Raw genomic sequence first — 18133 nt, forward strand, 5'->3', positions numbered from 1 at the left:
TTATTTCTTCTCTAGTTGCAAGACCGCTAAAAACGCTTGCTGTGGTATCTCCACGCGACCCACTTGCTTCATACGTTTTTTACCCGCTTTTTGTTTTTCTAATAATTTTTTCTTACGTGACACATCGCCGCCATAACATTTAGCAATAACATTTTTGCGTAAGGCCTTAACCGTTTCCCTTGCGATAATATGGCCGCCTATCGCCGCTTGTAGTGCGACTTCAAACATCTGACGCGGAATAAGCTCTCTAAGTTTAGCCACCAATTGACGGCCTCGATATTGTGATTGACTGCGGTGAACCACTAAGGCAAGCGCATCGACTTTATCACCATTAATTAGAATATCCAACTTGACTAAATCCGCTTCTTGAAAGCGAATAAACTGATAATCCAGTGAGGCGTAACCCCGACTTAAAGATTTTAAACGATCAAAAAAATCTAAAACCACTTCACTCATGGGTAATTCATAAGCGATAGATACCTGTTTCCCGGTATAAAGTAATTTGGTTTGCACACCCCGACGTTCATTACATAACGTGATCACAGCGCCTAAATAAGTTTGTGGCACTAATATATTCGCCAAAACGATGGGTTCACGCATCACACTCAGAAAATTAGCCACCGGTAAATCTGCTGGGTTATCAACATGCAGCGTTTCTCCACGTGTTGTTACTATCTCATAAACCACGGTGGGCGCGGTAGTAATTAAGTCCAGATCATATTCCCGTTCTAGGCGCTCTTGGACTATCTCCATGTGCAGCAAACCTAGAAAACCACAACGAAAACCAAATCCTAAGGCTTCTGAAGTTTCAGGTTCGTAAAACAAGGATGAATCATTTAAACTGAGCTTTTCTAAAGCCTCGCGAAAATCAGTGAATTCTTCGGTATTGACCGGAAACAAGCCAGCAAATACTTGTGGGTGAACACGCTTAAATCCGGGTAAAGGAGCACTCGCAGGCTTCGAGGTATGGGTTAAGGTATCTCCGACAGGCGCGCCATGAATGTCTTTAACCCCGGCAATAACAAATCCTACTTCACCAGCACTCAATGTTTCCATTTCTTGGCGTTTAGGTGTAAAAATTCCACATTTATCGATGACGTAACTGCGTCCTGTCGACATCACTTGGATTTTGTCACCCACTTTAAGCCGGCCATTTTTGATGCGCACTAAAGAGACGATTCCTAAGTAAGTATCAAACCAAGAGTCGATAATCAAAGCCTGTAAGGGCTGCTCCAAATCTCCTTGCGGGGGTGGAATAACCTGTATAAGTCGTTCTAGCAATTCTAAAATTCCAATACCTTGTTTTGCACTCACTCTCACCGCATCTTGAGCGGGTATACCGATGATCTCTTCAATTTCTTGAATGACATTCTCTGGATCGGCTTGGGGTAAATCAATTTTGTTTAATACCGGTAAAACTTCTAAGCCTTGTTCAACAGCGGTATAACAAACCGCTACGGTTTGTGCTTCAACGCCTTGAGCGGCATCCACGACCAACAACGCACCTTCACAAGCGGCTAAAGAACGCGATACTTCATAAGAAAAATCCACATGCCCGGGGGTATCAATAAAATTCAACTGATAGCGTTGTCCGTCACGAGCACTATAATGCAACGTCACGCTTTGTGCTTTGATAGTAATCCCCCGTTCCCGTTCTAGGTCCATGGAATCGAGTACTTGCTCAGACATTTCCCTTTCGGTCAAGCCCCCACAAACTTGTATTAACCTATCAGCCAAGGTCGATTTTCCATGATCGATATGAGCAATAATTGAGAAGTTACGAATATTCTTCATGTTGGTATTTTATCGCCTACGATTAAATGTCACTTTTACTGGATGAGGCGAAAGAGTATAACGGATTTATACTCACAGCAATTGGATTTTTGGCAAGACACCTAAGTATGAGCAAGCTTCGTTTCTTCCAGATACCTGAGGATTGCGATCCTCGCGATACACAGGCAATGTCAAGTGTGAAGAGTAGTTTATTTTTGTAAACGTTGTTGTAACCATTGCGTAATATCCATGATTTCCTGTGGGCAAACACTATGGCCTATCGGATAACGATTAAACTGTACTTGATAAGCTAATTTTTTCAAACAGTTATAAGAAAATTCACCTAAGGCCGGTGCAACCACGTTATCTTCATCACCATGCGCCATAAAAATAGGCGTAGTTTTGTTCGCATCACTCGCTTCTTTTTCTAAAAAATGGTGTAACGGTAAATAGGTTGATAAAGCCAAAACCCCAGCCAAAGCATGCGGATAGCGTAAAGCAGTATATAACGCCATCGCCCCACCTTGAGAAAAACCCGCTAAAACAATTCGATTAGCAGGAATACCTCTAGCCACTTCTTTTTGCATCAATTCAAATAGGCTTTGTGCCGCAGCGCGGATACCGGTCTCATCTTCAGTTGAGCCAAAGGTAAGGCCATGTATATCATACCAAGCTGGCATTTTTACTCCGCCATTCAAAGTAATCGGTCTCACTGGCGCATGCGGAAATACAAAACGAAATCCTGTCCCTAATGCCACCGCACGTGCCATATTGGCTGAATCATGACCGCTTGCTCCTAGCCCATGTAAACAAATGATGCTAGCAGAGGGAGATTTGATCGGATTAAACTCTAAAAAATCTAATGGCTTTGGGTTTTCCATTGTGAACCTCATAAAAATTAAGACTATTTTTTGCTAGAATGCCTTCAGAAAAAAGACATTTATATTTTCAGTATATACCGCTCCCTACTATTTTTAAATTTTCCTAACCTTCGCAATTTCAATCGCGATTACTATATACTATGAGTTTCATCGTTGCACACATTGTTAGCTTTTTAGATATTTATGCAAAAAAAACCCCGCTGCATTCCCCTTTATCTAAGTATTGTACTTTTCTTAACCGGATGCGGCCAAATGGGTCCTTTATATTTGCCCGATCAAAAACCACCGGTTTATATCCCTCATCATTTCGCTAAACCGTCATCATAATGTCTTTTCATTATTCAAATCGAGAATTACACGTAGAAGAAGTACCTATTGCAAGCATCGTGACCGAATTTGGTACGCCCTGTTATATTTATTCTCAGGCAATATTGCACCGTCAATGGTCTGCATTTAGGCAACTATTACCACACACCGAGCAAATTTGTTATGCCGTTAAGGCTAATTCAAATCTCGCCATTTTAGCTCGCTTAGCAGAATGGGGAGCAGGCTTTGATATCGTCTCAGGCGGAGAACTTGCGCGGGTTATGCAAGCAGGCGGAGACGCTAAAAAAACGGTATTTTCGGGCGTAGGTAAAACCAGCGAGGAAATAAAAACTGCTTTGCAAGCGAATATTGGCTGCTTCAATGTTGAATCAGAATCGGAATTACAGCGCATCGAAGCCATTGCAAAAAATCTGCACAAATCGGCAGCCATCGCTTTACGTATCAATCCTAATATCGATGCCAAAACCCATCCCTATATCACCACGGGCTTAACAGAAACCAAGTTTGGCATGAGTGAAAATGACGCCTTACAACTCTATCGTCGTGCAGCAAATTCCAAGCATATAAAAATTCATGGTATTAGCTGCCATTTAGGATCACAACTCACCACACTCGACCCTTTTTTACAAGCCCTCGATCAGTTATTGAATCTTGCCCAACGATTAGAAAAAGAAAATATCACATTAAAGACCATTAATTTAGGCGGAGGTTTAGGTGTTTCCTATCAACAAGAAAAAGTTCCCACTTTGCAAGAATACTGTCAAGAAATTTTAGCCGTACTGAAAAAAAGAAATTCTAAGCTGCATTTAATTATCGAACCCGGCCGTGTTATTACCGCGCAGGCGGGCATACTCGCGACACAGGTTGAATACATCAAGACTAATACTGAAAAAAATTTTGCTATTGTTGATTCAGGAATGAATGATCTGATACGCCCTGCTCTATATCATGCTGAACAAAATATATTACCCGTACTCCAACGCGTCGAACTACCCGAAAAAAATTATGATGTGGTCGGACCTATTTGTGAAAGCAGTGATTTTCTAGGTAAAAACCGCCAACTGGCCATACAAGCCGGTGATTACTTAGCGATCATGGATAGTGGCGCCTATGGTTTTTCCATGAGTTCCAACTATAATTCTAGACCGAGAGCCGCAGAGATTTTGGTCGATAAAGATCAAATCCACTTAATTCGCTCGCGTGAAACCTTAGATCAATTATGGCAAAACGAAAAAATAATCTCAAACTAAACCTATCGATTAAATTGACCTCTTGCATAACCCAGTGATGGGCTTGAGTTCGAGGCAAACGATAGTCGAGGACCGGAGTTTACATGAGTAAATGAGGACCGTAGACTAGCGTTTAACGATGAAATCAAGTCTAGCACGCAGGTTATGCAAGAGGTCTAATGAAAACTGAATTCACAAAGATGCACCTATTAGGGAACGACTTTGTTATTATCGATGCCATACAACAAAATTTTAAACCGAATGGTAAATTAATACGCCAGTGGGCCAATCGACATCGTGGTATTGGCTTTGACCAACTATTGCTAATAGAAAAGCCTCGACCTAAATCCGCGCATTTTTATTATCGCATCTTTAATGCCGACGGCAATGAAGTAGCACAATGCGGCAATGGTGCATTATGTGTCGCAAAATTTTTATTAGAAAAAAAGCTAAGCAAAGAAAATCCCATGCATCTGATGACGATGAATAATATCTTAGAATTAAGCGTAGAAGAAAATGGAAAAGTGACTGCAAATTTAGGTCTGCCCATTTTTGATCCGGAAAAAATTCCATTTATTAGCTTGTCTCCACCACCTATTTATCCTATAGACACCCCTTTTGGCCGCTTTGATTGCTGTGTGTTATCTTTAGGTAATCCGCATTGCGTAATACAAGTCAATAATTTAGATCAAGCACCGGTAGATGACTTAGGTAGCTTTCTTAATCAACATCCCTTCCCTTACTTTCCACAAGGGTGTAACGTCGAATTTATGAAAATTCGCGATCCGAAACAAGTCGATCTGCGTATTTATGAACGTGGTGCCGGCGAAACCCAAGCTTGCGGTAGTGGCGCCTGCGCTGCGGTGATTGCAGGACGTTTACTGAATAGACTTGGCAAAAAAGTCAACGCCAGTCTACCCGGCGGACTCCTTACAGTACGCTGGGAAGGTGAACAATCACCGGTATTTTTACGTGGCACGCCTGCTAAAGTCTATGACGGCGTCATTGATTAATTTTTTGAAGAACATCTGTCATTGACGGATCAGGGACATGGAGCAATGTAACAATCCGAATGAACGTTAATTTTTTCCGGCTTGATCAAAGAAAGATCCCATCGTAAACTTAATCTAAGCCAATAAGTTCTTGTTCAGAAAAACCAGTGATATTCTTAATAAATTCTAAATCGATGCCTTTATCCAGCATTTTTTTGGCCAGTAATAATTGCCCTTCTTGACGGCCTTGCTGTAGGCCTCGATGTAGGCCTTGCTGTAAGCCTTCCTGTAAGCCTTCTTGCAGCCCTTTTTCTCGACCTAGTCGCTCAAAACTGGTGATATAACTCATATTTTTTACGCCCTCTAATTCATGAACCTTTGATTTATATTCTAACTCAAGATACTCAGGTATTACCAATACCCAGTCTATCACCTTGAGTAAATTTATTACATAATCTCGTTTATAACCCTTTTCATATAGTCGACGGGTTAACTGAAATTTCATTTGCGATCGTGCGTTAGAATCTTTTTTAGTCATCAAAAACGCTAAATGGACTAAAACCACCATCGCAAAGGGATTATTAGATTTTTCTAATGCTTCTTTTTCATTTTGATAATCGAGTAGTTTACAAGCTTGAAAATTAAAATTCAGGACCGCAAAACCAAAAACTCTTTTTTGATAACTTTTAGGATGCCAATTTTGCTGATCATCTGCCAGAATTGCTAAAGTTAAAATCGATTGGCCGTTATTATCGTAGATACGATAATAATAATGAAACAAACGTTGAGCAAATTCCTCTTCTTTCTGAGATTGAATTTCAATATGGATTAATACTATCTCTTCTTGACCATCAAGAGACTTCACTTTAAACAATTTATCAACAAACTTTTTACCAATCATTGACTCGGTAGTGATAGCTTGAAGTTCTTTATCGAGAGCTTCGTAGCCAGCTTTCCAATCAATTTTCTGAGCTATTTCATTATAAAAAAACTCCATAAACTCTTTAAAATAGACATCTAAAATATCTTTCCATGCACTATCTTGATTTGATCGTGTTTTATTTTTTGCAAGCATTACAATATTTCTTATTTTAATTATATAGGCAGTGGATCTAAGCTGACTTTAAAAAAAATCTATCATCGCGAGTGCCAAACACGCGGATCAATATAGCAATCCGAATGCACGTTAATTTCTTTCAATTATTCGGTCCCAGCATTTTTTTCGGATCGACGGCCTTATCAAACTCTTCGGCAGTTAAATAACCCAACGACAAACACGCGGCACGTAAACTGGTTTCTTCATGTAAAGCTTTATGTGCAATTTTGGCCGCTTTGTCATAGCCAATAATAGGATTCAATGCAGTCACTAACATTAACGAATTTTCTAAAAAATGTTTAATTTTTGCTTGATTGGCTTTTAAACCTTTAACGCAAAACTCAGCAAATGACTGGCATGCTGTGCTTAATAGATCCACCGATTGTAAAAAATTATAAATCATCAAGGGCTTAAATACATTTAGTTCAAAATTACCTTGACTACCTGCCATGCTTATCGCTGTATCGTTCGCCATCACTTGCACACACACCATGGTCATCGCTTCACACTGGGTGGGATTGACTTTACCCGGCATAATTGAAGAACCTGGTTCATTTTCAGGCAGAATCAATTCCCCTAAACCTGAACGCGGACCTGAACCTAACCAACGAATATCATTCGCCATTTTCATTAACGCACACGCTAAGGTTTTCAATCCGCCACTCGCAAAGACTAATGCATCATGTGCTGCTAAAGCGGAAAATTTGTTTTTTGCTGAAACAAAAGGCAGTTTAGTTTCTTCAGCGATTTTTTTTGCGGTTAATTCCGCAAATTTCGGATGTGTATTTAAACCTGTTCCCACGGCAGTACCGCCAATCGCCAACTGGTAAAGTCCGGGTAAGGTTTGTTCGATGTTGGCTAAAGCCGATTCTAATTGATCAACATAAGCCGAAAATTCTTGACCTAAACTTAAAGGAACGGCATCTTGTAAATGAGTACGACCGATTTTAATGATATCTTTAAATTCATGAACTTTTTCGATTAAAGCGCTATACAGTGTTTGCACCGCTGGCAACAATTGCTTAACTAGCGCTAAAACGGCAGCAATATACATAGCCGTCGGAAAAGTATCATTAGATGATTGGGATTTATTAACATGATCATTAGGATGTATAGGATTTTTACTGCCACGTTCGCCACCGACCAATTCTATGCCACGATTGGCAATCACTTCATTAACATTCATATTAGTTTGCGTACCGCTACCGGTTTGCCAAACCCGTAACGGAAATTCGGCATCGAGCTGTCCGGATTTTATTTCATCAGCCACTTGAATAATTAAATCGGCTTTATCTTTGGCCAATAAGCCCAATTCTTGATTAGCTTTGGCAGTAGCTTTTTTTAAAATAGCAAACGCATGGATCACAGCTAAAGGCATTTGTTCGTGACCTATGTCAAAATGATGCAAACTCCGTTGTGTTTGCGATCCCCAATAGTGATCGGCTGGAACTTCTATAGGTCCCATACTATCGGTTTCAATACGCTTTTTTAAATTTTCTGACATATACCACCTATACTATTCTTCAAAAGATTATTACTATACCCACAGCAGTTAGATTTTTGGCAAGTGCCACGTCCGTGCAGTAATCATGGTATATTCATTATACAATGAGAATTGCGCAGCAACACAGACAATATCAAGTGTGAAGAGTATAGCGCTAAAATACCGGCAATTTGGATAAAGCGCCACTCTGTTCATACACACATTTCGGCACCAAATAACCGGGTAATCGTTCGCGCAATGCAGTCATGAGTCGTTTGGCTGTTGCTTCAGGTACGACGAAATGTGCTGCACCTTGTACTTTATCGAGTAGGTGCAAATAATAAGGCAAAACCCCGCAAGCAAACAAACGTTGGCTCAAATTAACTAAGGCTTCAACATTATCATTGATGCCTTTTAACAACACTGTTTGATTTAATACACTAATTTTTCGCTCACGTAGTTTAGCTATTGCGCAGTGTACTGAATCATCTAACTCATTAGCATGGTTACTATGCGTAACCAAGATGGTCTGTAAACGCGTGTTGCTAAACCAATTTAAAAAATCAGTAGTGATGCGCTCGGGCAATACTATGGGCAAGCGGGAATGAATGCGTAAAATGTTAACATGCGCAATTTCAACAAGATCATCGGTACATTTTCGCAAATACTGATCATTCGCTAATAAAGGGTCGCCTCCACTTAAAATAACTTCGTTGATAGAAGTATCCGCTTTGATATAAGTCAAAATATTTTGCCAGGCTGTGCCGCCGGGAATATTTTCTGCATAAGGGAAATGACGGCGAAAACAATAGCGACAATTGATAGCACACGCACCAGTCAGCGTTAGCAATACTCTGCCATGATACTTATGTAATAGTCCAGGTAATGGATTAACCGCGCGTTCTTGTAAAGGATCCTGACTAAAACCAACACTGATTATTTCCTCAGCTGCTAAAGGAAGCACTTGTTGTAACAGAGGATCTTCAGGATCGCCTTTTTGCATGCGTGCTAAAAAACTCGTCGGGATACGTAATGGAAATAATTTCGCCACTCGTTGTGCTGAGGGTAATAAATTAGGATTTAGTTCCAGTTTATCGAGCAATTCTGCCGGATCGGTAATAACTTCTTTCAGTAAAGTCTGCCAATTTTTTTGCATAAAATTTTTATTCTAAGGCTTTAGCCATACTCATCAAAAAACTCACACTAAAGCAGATTATGAAAAGACGATTTCACCATCAACATATCAAACTTATTCCATTTAAGGTACAAGCGACACCATTCAACACAATATTTGTGCCTGAAGTCAACTCTGAAGTATCATCTCCAATGACCGACAAACTCCCACCATTCATTTGTATTTGGCTATCAATAGTTTCTAAACCTAGCGCACTGCTGGGTGTTGGTGTCTGAATATTCTGTATGGTTAAATCACTATTATTAATCGCTACAATGGATCCATCATCGGCAAAAATACCGATAGCTTCATCAGAAACGTCTCCTAAAACTAATAATTGACTATTGTTAAATACCAAATTCGAATTCAGCAAGTCAAAACCCGAGATACTACTATCTAGCCCGTTCGCTACAACTATATTACTAGATTGTATAGTAAAGGAAGAATCGTTTAAGTTTAGTGCGCGCACTGAAAAAACGCTTGATTGATCCATGGTTCCCATAGCCCCATTACTAAACTCAATGGCTATCGGATAAGTGGGGGTGACTCCATCTCCAATTTGAATATTATTTAGCTGGATATTTTGGCCGCCATTACTTGAAATTCCTTCCTGAGCTAAACCGGGTTCATATTGCAGTATAAGCGCATTCAATTGATTATTACCCTCTAAAATAAATCCACCTTCAAATATGGAACGGACTGATCCAGTGGCAGCAGCGCTGTAATCCGCGATTCTAGAAAATACTCCTTGGCCATTATTTAGAGTTAACGCATTTGCGCCATCATTCGCTATGTATGTCCCACCATTAACAAACAACATGGTATTTGGCAATAAGGTATTTAATGTGTTCACACCGGTTTGACTGAAATCAGTCGGGCCGCAAGGATTTTCAAAGGTACAGTTGGCTAGGGTTAATGCTGTCCCGCCAGTATTCGGTGTACCTGTTTGACTAAAAAAAGCGATGTTATCACTTACCAATGTGCTACTACTGCCACGACCCATTCCATATAATAAGGTTTTACTGGGAATACCCGAACCATGACCTAAATTCGCTAAATAACGATCCACTGGATCGGTTAAACGTTCGGATAAACTTGGATCTGCCCAATGTTTTCTCACACCACCAAAACTAATACCTAAACCACCGACTAGATTACTATGTTGGTAATTATCATAACTATAATTCGCAAACACGCGGATATTATCGTCAAACCAATACTCCAAACCTGCCGCACCTCCGGTTATATTATTGGTATTTGGGATTGTAAAAAAATACGCGCCTACATAGCCTTTTAAGGGTACTTGGTGAAAAAACTGATAGCCCACTCTGGCATCGGCGCCATTACCGATTTGTTGGATCACATTTTCATTAATAAACGCACTATTTATTGTTGCAGTATGTCCAGTGAAAACTGTGGTATTCACGATATTAAATTCTTCTATGCCTAATTCATTACTCCGCCCTGCCACCGGAATATAGGCATTAATCCGTGCATCCCAGCAACGACCTAAGGCTTCGATACCTGGACTGACTATCCAAAAACCACTGCTATTTTCTACGCGCGTATGCCCAGCAAATAAATACCAACCTAATATTGCGGCATCATTCTTAATCCAACGATAACCTAGACCGAGATCACCAACCCATTGCTGATCACTGCCATACGCGCCTTGCGGATCGGCATAGAGGTTATGTTGACTGTCTCCATCCAAAGAAACCATTAAATCGGCTAGTCCTACGGTATATACTCCGGTATAGGCATTCGCAGAAAACCGCGGCGGTAAAGGCTCTCGCGCTGCTAGGCTCGATACAAAAGAAAAAAATAAAAGAAAAAGTATGTACTTAAAGAATTGCATTTCCCAATGCATCGTTTATTCCGTTAAATATTAATAATCTATCTCAAGTTCAAAAAATTCATTAGGAATTCAGCGAAGTATTTACTTCAATCAGGGTAATATTAGAGCCCGATGTCAATGATGAGGTACCATTACCTGATACAATCAAATTACCGCCTGTCATTTGAATCGGTGCAGTGGCGCCCTGTGTTCTTAAACCGATCGAACCGGCAGGAGGAGCACTCGTGTATTGTGCAGTGACTCCGCTATTTTGAAGATTAACGACACTATTTCCAGCGGCATTGAGTCCTACTATAGTAGTGCTTCCAGTTGTTCCAAAAGCATTTATTTGACTATTATTAATTTGTGCCTGGGCATTTGCGATCCCTAAACCTATTGTATCCATACCTTGGCTATTTATTTGACTCGATTCGACAGTCAATACACTGTCTTGAGCCCCTACTCCTAAAATAATACCAAAAACATTTGAATTTTCGATAGTTGCAGATCCTGAATTAATGTTAATACCTGAATTATAAGGCGCAGAAGCACTACCGATTTGGCTATTATTAATTAATAAATTACTAGCTCCGACACCGCTGCTAATACCTGCGGTCGTTGGAGCTACACCTGCATTATTTAAAATAACTCCATTCAACTCATTATTTCCATTTAAAATAAATGCTCCATCAAACGTAGATCGTGTTGAACCCGTCGCAAGTGCCGAGTAATCGGTTGTTCTAGAATAAACATTTTGACCATTATTTAGGGTAAGAGCGATTCCTACATTATTTGCCAGATATGCCCCACCATTAAAATAAAAATCGGTATTTGGCAATAAGGTATTTAATGTGTTCACACCGGTTTGACTGAAATCTGTGGGGCCGCAAGGATCTTCAAACGTACAATTAGCTAAGGTTAATGCTGCCCCTCCATTATTAGGCGTACCATTTGGACTGAAGAAAGCAATGCTATTACTGATCAGCTGCGAACTACTGCCACTGCCCACGCCATATAATAAAGTTTTACTTGGTATTCCCGAACCATGTCCTAAATTTGCTAAGTAACGATCCACTGGATCGGTTAAGCGCTCGGATAAACTCGGATCCGCCCAATGTTTTCTCACACCACCAAAACTTATCCCTAAACCGCCGACTACATTACTATGTTGATAATTATCATAACTATAATTCGCAAATACACGGATGTTATCATCAAACCAATATTCTAAGCCTGCTGCACCGCCGGTTATATTATTGATATTTGGAAGCGCAAAGAAATACGCGCCTATATAACCTTTTAATGGAACTTGGTGAAAAAATTGATAGCCTATTCTGGCATCGGCGCCATTTCCGACTTGTTGAATCGCATTCGCATCGTTAAACACACTATTAATGACTTCCGTATGACCCGTAAAAACAGGTGTATTCACTATATTAAATTCTTTTATGCCTAATTCATTACTCCGCCCGGCTACCGGAATATAGGCATTAATCCGCGCATCCCAGCGACTACCTAAGGCTTCTATGCCTGGATTTACTATCCAAAAACCACTGCTATTTTCGACACGGCTATGTCCGGCAAATAAATAGCCGCCTAATATCGCGGCGTCATTCTTAATCCAACGATAACCTAAGCCGAGATCACCGTACCATTGTTGATCACTACCATACGCGCCTTGCGGATCCACATAGAGATTATGTTGACTGTCTCCATCCAAAGAAACCAGCAAATCGGCTTGCCCTACCGTATACACGCCGGTATACGCATTCGCTGAAAATCGTGGCGGTAACGGCTCACGCGCTTCCAGGCTCGATATAAAAAATACAAACGAAATAAATATGAAAAGAAAAACTATTCGCTTAAGTAATTGCATTTCCATATGCATTGTCCATTCCTTTAAATGTTAAGTAATCATTTTAGCTTAAATAATATTTTTAGACAGCTCAACAAACCACTCCACTGCCATTGAGCGTGCAATTAACCAAATTAAGTGAAATATTTGAACCTTCTGTAAGCAAAGAAGTCCCATCACCAGTTATCAATATACTACCTGCATTCATCTGTATTTGCGCTGATCCAGTTGTTTCCAAGCCTATTGCTGTTGCACTTGCATTCTGCACAGTTATAGTGCTGTCATTAATTTCCGACGTGGAAGTTCCACTTCCAAAAATGCCAATCGCGACACCGCCGGTTGCTTGCAAAACATTAATCTGACTATCTACAATTGTCGTTGTACCATTGCTAGTTAACGAGATACCTGTCTTATTACCTACACCACTCACATTAACTTCACTTGACTGTATGTTTAATGAAGCATTTTGTGTAACTTGTATACCAGAAAGATTCGAAAAAATAACACTATTTGTTAATGTCGCAGAACTGTTAAATAATGATAATCCAGAAATATACGGATTACTCACACTTCCAATTTGGCTATTATTTATTAGTATATTCGAGCCACCCGTGCTAGTAACACCAAACGCTAACCCTGTATTATTTAAAATAACCCCTTCTAGCTGATTATTTCCACTAAGGTTAAATCCACCGTTAAAGGTAGAACGTCCCATACCATTGGCAGCGACACTATAATCCGCCGTTCTGGAAAATACTCCTTGGCCATTATTTAAAGTTATTGGATTGAACCCATTACTGGCTGGGTAGGTTCCACCATTAAAATACATCATAGTATTCGGTAATAAGGTATTTAAGGTGTTAACTCCGGTTTGACTAAAATCCGTTGGTCCACACGGATTTTCGAATGTACAATTAGCTAAGGTTAAACCTGCTCCACCCGCATTCGGTGTTCCGGTTTGACTAAAAAAAGCGATGTCGCTGCTTATGAGTTGTGAACTACTGCCACGACCCATTCCATATAAAAGCGTTTTACTTGGAATACCCGAACCATGACCTAAATTCGCTAAATAACGATCCACTGGATCGGTTAAACGTTCGGATAAACTTGGATCTGCCCAATGTTTTCTTACACCACCAAAACTAATACCTAAACCGCCGACTACGTTACTATGTTGATAATTATCATAACTATAATTCGCAAATACACGGATGTTATCATCAAACCAATATTCTAAGCCTGCTGCACCGCCGGTTATATTATTGATATTTGGAAGCGCAAAGAAATACGCGCCTATATAACCTTTTAATGGAACTTGGTGAAAAAATTGATACCCTACTCTGGCATCGGCACCATTGCCAATTTGTTGGATAGCATTTTCATTAATAAACGCACTATTTATTGATGCAGTATGTCCAGTAAAAACCGGAGTATTCACGATATTAAATTCTTCTAGCCCTATCTCATTACTACGTCCTGCTACCGGAATATAGGCATTAATCCGCGCATCCCAGCGACGGCCTAAGGCTTCCACACCTGGACTGACTATCCAAAAATTACTCTTATTTTCGACGCGGCTATGTCCGGCAAATAAATACGCGCCTAGTATTGCCGCATCATTTTTAATCCAGCGATAACCTAAGCCGAGATCCCCATACCATTGTTGATCAGTGCCATATGCGCCTTGCGGATCCACATAGAGATTATGTTGGTTATCGCCATCCAAAGAAACCATCAAATCGGCTAGTCCTACGGTATACACTCCGGTATAAGCATTCGCTGAAAATCGCGGCGGTAATGGTTCGCGTGCTTGTAGATTAGGTATGAAAAATATAAATAAAATTAAGACAGGACAAAATATGCGCTTAAAATTGTCGATCTTCTTGTGCATAGTATTTCCTTATACCTATACCCAATACAGCTATTTAATAAATTACAAATTCATTTATATAATCACATCCTAATCCTGCATTCCTTGTGAAGGTAACATGACTTTCGGCAGCGGTTGATTAAGACTGGTTAAATCATCGGGTGGAATATTGAGTAAATGTAAAGCATTATTCATCACATGAGAAAAAATCGGTCCCGCCGTATAACCACCATAATACAAGCGACCTTTTGGATCATGCAAAACCACCGCTACAACGAGACGTGGATGACTCGCAGGAGCAATACCAATAAAAATACTATTATAGCGATGTTTTTCATATCCATGCGCGCCGACTATACGCACCGTACCAGTTTTTCCTGTGACTCTATAGCCCGGAACTCGCGCTAAGGGCGCTGTTCCACCTTTAGTCAATACTGACTCTAACATGTCTAAAACTTCCCTACTGATAGTCTTATCCATCACACGCTGCCCTACTGGCTTTTCATCTTGTACTTTAAGAAAAGTAACCGGAATTTTGATACCTCCATGCGCTAACACGGCATAAGCTTGCGCCAATTGTAAAGCAGTCACTGAAATTCCATAACCAAATGATAAGGTCGCAAGTACAAAAGGATTCCATACTTTAAAATTCGGTAAACTACCGGTACGTTCTCCCGGGAAACCACTTTGTGTAATTTGACCAAAACCGACTTGATTTAAAGTGTTCCATAAGTTTTCTGCGGGTAAGGAAAGGATAAGTTTTGACATGCCCATGTTGCTAGAAATCTGTAATATCTTGGTCAAATCCATAACACCATTATTACGTTCATCCATAATTCGCTTACCCGCAACAATCATCCAACCGGGCGATGTATTGATTTCACTGCTGGGAGTATAGCGTTCACTGGCCAACACACTCGTCATACTGAAGCTTTTGATGGTGGAACCCGGTTCAAATAAATCGGTTAATGCACGGTTACGCGTACGTCCATCCTGCGCCGTTAATCGATCATTAGGATTATAAGAAGGCCAATTTGCTATCGCCAAAATTTCACCGGTAATCACATCAAGTACAACGACCGATCCTGAGTCCGCTTGATAGCGCTCGATGCCGCTCTTCAGTTCTCTAAAAGCAACATATTGAATGCGTTTGTCGATGCTTAATTGTAAGTCATGTCCGGGTCTTGGCTGACGTATCGATCGGATATCCGCTACAACATGTCCTAATCGATCTTTAATTACTTTCTTTAAACCAGATTGTCCTTCTAACCAATTATTATACGCCAACTCTAAACCTTCTTGCCCTTTATCATCCACATTGGTTAACCCAACCACATGCGCCATTACTGGACCTTCTGGATAATAACGATGATATTCATTTTGTAAAAATACGCCCGGTATTTTTAGATCCTTAATTTGTTTCGCTAAACTCGGATTTAAACCACGTTTTAAATAAACAAATTCTTTAAATTGACCATGCAACCATACTTCACGAATAGCTTTCAAAGATATTTGTAAAAAATGACTTAACACAGCGAGTTGTTGTCGATTAGGCTTAAAATAAGCGGGATCAATCCAGACTGCATCTACCGGTGTACTAATGGCTAAGGGCTCGCCATGCCGATCCAAAATCATACCGCGATGCGCCGGAATATTTAGAGTACGCACGGTTCTTGCATTTCCTTGATTGCGCAAGAACTGACGGTTAATGACCGTTAAATTGATGAGTCTTCCAATTAAAGCTAAAGCGATGATTAGTAGTATAAAAACCACTATCATTAAACGCCACTGATATGTCGAAGCGATAGGAGTGCGTTTGTTTTTTTTGAATAAAATCAATCAGCAACACCGATTAAAAAAAGATCCCATAGCATTTCTAAGCTGACTTAGTTAATAAAACCGTGTTTTTCATTTCAGGAATTCGCATGCCTAATTCTTGTTGCGCTAAGGTTTGTATTCTCACTGGCGCCACCCAGGTATTTTCTTCGAGTAGGAGTTGGCTCCATTCTGTTTTTAAATTTTCGTAATCTTGCTGACTGCTTTGTAATTGACTATATAAATTACGTTGTACGGTTTTTATATAGATAACTGAAAGCGCTGAAGACAATACCGCCAGTGTTAGTAAAAAGAGTCCTAACATCTTTAAGGAAATAACCCAACTTTGCCCTCGCTCCCATGTCAAAGAACTTTGTGTTAAAGCTCGTGCTGCCATATTCATGATATTTTCTCCGCAATTCGTAACACAGCGCTACGCGATCGTGGATTGGCTTGAATCGCATACGCATCCGGTTTAATCCCCCGACCTAAATTTTTTAATTTAGGCCTCCATTCAGCTGGCATGAAGGGCAGCTTTTTTAATTCCACCGCTTCATGAGTATGTTGACGAATAAAACGTTTTACGATTCGATCTTCTAATGAATGAAAGCTAATGACTAACAAACGCCCACCTATCTTCAATACTTCTACACTTTGTTCTAAGCAGATCTTTAAATCTTCCAACTCATTATTAATTCGAATACGTATTGCCTGAAAGCTTTGCGTAGCGGGATGCTTGTGTCTCTCCCAACGCGGATGAGCCAACTTCACCACATTCGCTAGATGCACCGTCGTTACAATAGGTCTTAATTTTCGTTCTTCTGCTATTGCTCGAGCAATACGTTTTGCATAACGTTCTTCGCCATAGTCCTTTAATACTTGTGCAATTTCCTTCTCAGCTGCACAAGCTAGCCATTCTGCTGCGCTGAATCCGGTTTTTGGATCCATACGCATATCCAATGGCCCATCTCTTAAAAAACTAAATCCTCTATCCGCTTGATCTAATTGGGGAGAAGAAACCCCTAAATCTAATAACAGCCCCGACACTTGCCCCATGATCCCTTCGGCTTCTGCTATTTCTTTAATACGCTTAAATGAGCCCTGATAAATCTTAAAACGCTTATCATGGCCCCATTGCTGTTGTGCATAAGCTATGGCAGTAGGATCTTTATCAATCGCAATTAATCTTCCTGTTTCTCCTAAATTGCGTAAAATCTGCCCAGCATGTCCACCGCGTCCAAATGTAGCATCGATATAAATTCCATCGGCAGCTATAGCTAAATATTCAATTACCTCGGCCAGTAAAACCGGTTGATGCTGTTCTTGTTTTTGCATCGTCAAAGGCCTACAACGCTAAATTCTGTAACTCATCAGGTATGTCTTCAGGCTTAACTGTCTCTGCAAGCCACTGAGTACGGTAATCATCCCATTCGCTGGCGCCCCACAACTCGATTTTTCGACCTTGACCTACGACCATAATTTCTTTTTCTAAATGCGCATAATTTCTTAACAACGACGGCAATAAAATTCGGCCATTGGTATCTAAATCCAAGTCCGTTGCATGTCCTATCAGTAAACGCTGAATACGCCGCACTGCTGGATTAAAGCTTGGTAAAGCCTGCAATTTTTCTTCGATGATTTCCCATTCCTGCAAAGGATAAAGCAATAAACAAGGAGACTCGGTATCGATGGTGAGTACTAGTTGAGGTTCTTTATCTGTAGGTAGTAACTGTCGATAGCGAACCGGTAACTTGATCCGGCCTTTCGCATCGAGCACTACCAAATTTATACCCCGAAACAT

The 18133-nt window shown here is 40.3% G+C and carries 15 protein-coding genes; 3 read left to right on the forward strand and 12 right to left on the reverse strand.

The annotated features are described in order from the left end of the window. Together lepA and AAHF87_RS02330 are read right to left on the reverse strand one after the other, a co-directional pair. Window positions 1-1794: a translation elongation factor 4 gene (lepA, locus tag AAHF87_RS02325; RefSeq protein WP_342146747.1), complete on the reverse strand. Its 1794-nt coding sequence runs from the start codon at window positions 1792-1794 to the stop codon at window positions 1-3. Between the two features lie 188 nt (window positions 1795-1982). Further along, complete coding sequence (locus tag AAHF87_RS02330; protein ID WP_342146748.1) at window positions 1983-2654, reverse strand: alpha/beta hydrolase; 672 nt, start codon at window positions 2652-2654, stop codon at window positions 1983-1985. 183 nt (window positions 2655-2837) lie between these two features. Here AAHF87_RS02330 and lptM point away from each other — a divergent pair, with 183 nt between their 5' ends. The 3 genes from lptM to dapF all read left to right on the forward strand — a co-directional run bounded on the left by lptM (window position 2838) and on the right by dapF (window position 5223). After that, entirely contained in the window at window positions 2838-2981 is a 144-nt protein-coding gene (lptM, locus tag AAHF87_RS02335; RefSeq protein ID WP_342146750.1) for an LPS translocon maturation chaperone LptM, read from the forward strand. Continuing rightward, the gene (lysA, locus tag AAHF87_RS02340) at window positions 2981-4231 is read left to right on the forward strand and encodes a diaminopimelate decarboxylase (RefSeq protein ID WP_342146751.1); all 1251 of its coding nucleotides are present in this window, start codon (window positions 2981-2983) and stop codon (window positions 4229-4231) included. Before lptM ends, lysA begins: the two co-directional genes overlap by 1 nt. Window positions 4232-4389: 158 nt before the next feature. Further along, the gene (dapF, locus tag AAHF87_RS02345; RefSeq protein ID WP_342146752.1) at window positions 4390-5223 is read left to right on the forward strand and encodes a diaminopimelate epimerase; all 834 of its coding nucleotides are present in this window, start codon (window positions 4390-4392) and stop codon (window positions 5221-5223) included. 109 nt (window positions 5224-5332) lie between these two features. Here the strand turns inward: dapF and AAHF87_RS02350 are convergent, their stop codons facing one another. From AAHF87_RS02350 to mraZ, 10 genes are all read right to left on the reverse strand, one after another. Next, the gene (locus AAHF87_RS02350) at window positions 5333-6277 is read right to left on the reverse strand and encodes an Rpn family recombination-promoting nuclease/putative transposase (protein WP_342146753.1); all 945 of its coding nucleotides are present in this window, start codon (window positions 6275-6277) and stop codon (window positions 5333-5335) included. Window positions 6278-6398: 121 nt separating this feature from the next. Next, the gene (gene fumC, locus AAHF87_RS02355; RefSeq protein ID WP_342146754.1) at window positions 6399-7802 is read right to left on the reverse strand and encodes a class II fumarate hydratase; all 1404 of its coding nucleotides are present in this window, start codon (window positions 7800-7802) and stop codon (window positions 6399-6401) included. A 154-nt stretch (window positions 7803-7956) separates the two neighbouring features. Next, window positions 7957-8937 carry an EF-P beta-lysylation protein EpmB gene (gene epmB / locus AAHF87_RS02360; protein ID WP_342146756.1) on the reverse strand — a complete coding sequence of 327 codons (981 nt, stop codon included), beginning with the start codon at window positions 8935-8937 and terminating at the stop codon, window positions 7957-7959. 79 nt (window positions 8938-9016) lie between these two features. Further along, entirely contained in the window at window positions 9017-10825 is a 1809-nt protein-coding gene (locus AAHF87_RS02365; protein WP_342146758.1) for a hypothetical protein, read from the reverse strand. Window positions 10826-10874: 49 nt separating this feature from the next. Next, a complete protein-coding gene (locus AAHF87_RS02370) occupies window positions 10875-12680 on the reverse strand; it encodes a hypothetical protein (RefSeq protein WP_342146759.1) in 1806 nt (601 codons plus the stop codon). 58 nt (window positions 12681-12738) lie between these two features. Further along, window positions 12739-14538 carry an inverse autotransporter beta domain-containing protein gene (locus AAHF87_RS02375; protein WP_342146760.1) on the reverse strand — a complete coding sequence of 600 codons (1800 nt, stop codon included), beginning with the start codon at window positions 14536-14538 and terminating at the stop codon, window positions 12739-12741. 69 nt (window positions 14539-14607) lie between these two features. Continuing rightward, a complete protein-coding gene (locus tag AAHF87_RS02380) occupies window positions 14608-16296 on the reverse strand; it encodes a penicillin-binding protein 2 (protein ID WP_342146762.1) in 1689 nt (562 codons plus the stop codon). 97 nt (window positions 16297-16393) lie between these two features. Continuing rightward, a complete protein-coding gene (ftsL, locus tag AAHF87_RS02385; RefSeq protein WP_342146764.1) occupies window positions 16394-16735 on the reverse strand; it encodes a cell division protein FtsL in 342 nt (113 codons plus the stop codon). Continuing rightward, window positions 16732-17667, reverse strand: a complete 936-nt coding sequence (gene rsmH, locus AAHF87_RS02390) for a 16S rRNA (cytosine(1402)-N(4))-methyltransferase RsmH (protein WP_342146765.1) — start codon at window positions 17665-17667, stop codon at window positions 16732-16734. The genes ftsL and rsmH overlap by 4 nt, the downstream gene beginning before the upstream one ends. 10 nt (window positions 17668-17677) lie before the next feature. Further along, window positions 17678-18133, reverse strand: coding sequence for a division/cell wall cluster transcriptional repressor MraZ (gene mraZ, locus AAHF87_RS02395; RefSeq protein WP_342146766.1), 456 nt, complete (start codon window positions 18131-18133; stop codon window positions 17678-17680).

Origin of the sequence: Rickettsiella endosymbiont of Aleochara curtula (assembly GCF_964030935.1) — a bacterium.
Classification (GTDB): domain Bacteria; phylum Pseudomonadota; class Gammaproteobacteria; order Diplorickettsiales; family Diplorickettsiaceae; genus Aquirickettsiella.

What these genes read in the sequence shown, in the direction of transcription:
- lepA (WP_342146747.1), bottom strand. Translation starts at nt 1,794, where the DNA reads ATGAAGAATATTCGTAACTTCTCAATTATTGCTCATATCGATCATGGA.
- AAHF87_RS02330 (WP_342146748.1), bottom strand. Translation starts at nt 2,654, where the DNA reads ATGGAAAACCCAAAGCCATTAGATTTTTTAGAGTTTAATCCGATCAAA.
- lptM (WP_342146750.1), top strand. Translation starts at nt 2,838, where the DNA reads ATGCAAAAAAAACCCCGCTGCATTCCCCTTTATCTAAGTATTGTACTT.
- lysA (WP_342146751.1), top strand. Translation starts at nt 2,981, where the DNA reads ATGTCTTTTCATTATTCAAATCGAGAATTACACGTAGAAGAAGTACCT.
- dapF (WP_342146752.1), top strand. Translation starts at nt 4,390, where the DNA reads ATGAAAACTGAATTCACAAAGATGCACCTATTAGGGAACGACTTTGTT.
- AAHF87_RS02350 (WP_342146753.1), bottom strand. Translation starts at nt 6,277, where the DNA reads ATGCTTGCAAAAAATAAAACACGATCAAATCAAGATAGTGCATGGAAA.
- fumC (WP_342146754.1), bottom strand. Translation starts at nt 7,802, where the DNA reads ATGTCAGAAAATTTAAAAAAGCGTATTGAAACCGATAGTATGGGACCT.
- epmB (WP_342146756.1), bottom strand. Translation starts at nt 8,937, where the DNA reads ATGCAAAAAAATTGGCAGACTTTACTGAAAGAAGTTATTACCGATCCG.
- AAHF87_RS02365 (WP_342146758.1), bottom strand. Translation starts at nt 10,825, where the DNA reads ATGCATTGGGAAATGCAATTCTTTAAGTACATACTTTTTCTTTTATTT.
- AAHF87_RS02370 (WP_342146759.1), bottom strand. Translation starts at nt 12,680, where the DNA reads ATGCATATGGAAATGCAATTACTTAAGCGAATAGTTTTTCTTTTCATA.
- AAHF87_RS02375 (WP_342146760.1), bottom strand. Translation starts at nt 14,538, where the DNA reads ATGCACAAGAAGATCGACAATTTTAAGCGCATATTTTGTCCTGTCTTA.
- AAHF87_RS02380 (WP_342146762.1), bottom strand. Translation starts at nt 16,296, where the DNA reads ATGATAGTGGTTTTTATACTACTAATCATCGCTTTAGCTTTAATTGGA.
- ftsL (WP_342146764.1), bottom strand. Translation starts at nt 16,735, where the DNA reads ATGAATATGGCAGCACGAGCTTTAACACAAAGTTCTTTGACATGGGAG.
- rsmH (WP_342146765.1), bottom strand. Translation starts at nt 17,667, where the DNA reads ATGCAAAAACAAGAACAGCATCAACCGGTTTTACTGGCCGAGGTAATT.
- mraZ (WP_342146766.1), bottom strand. Translation starts at nt 18,133, where the DNA reads ATGTTTCGGGGTATAAATTTGGTAGTGCTCGATGCGAAAGGCCGGATC.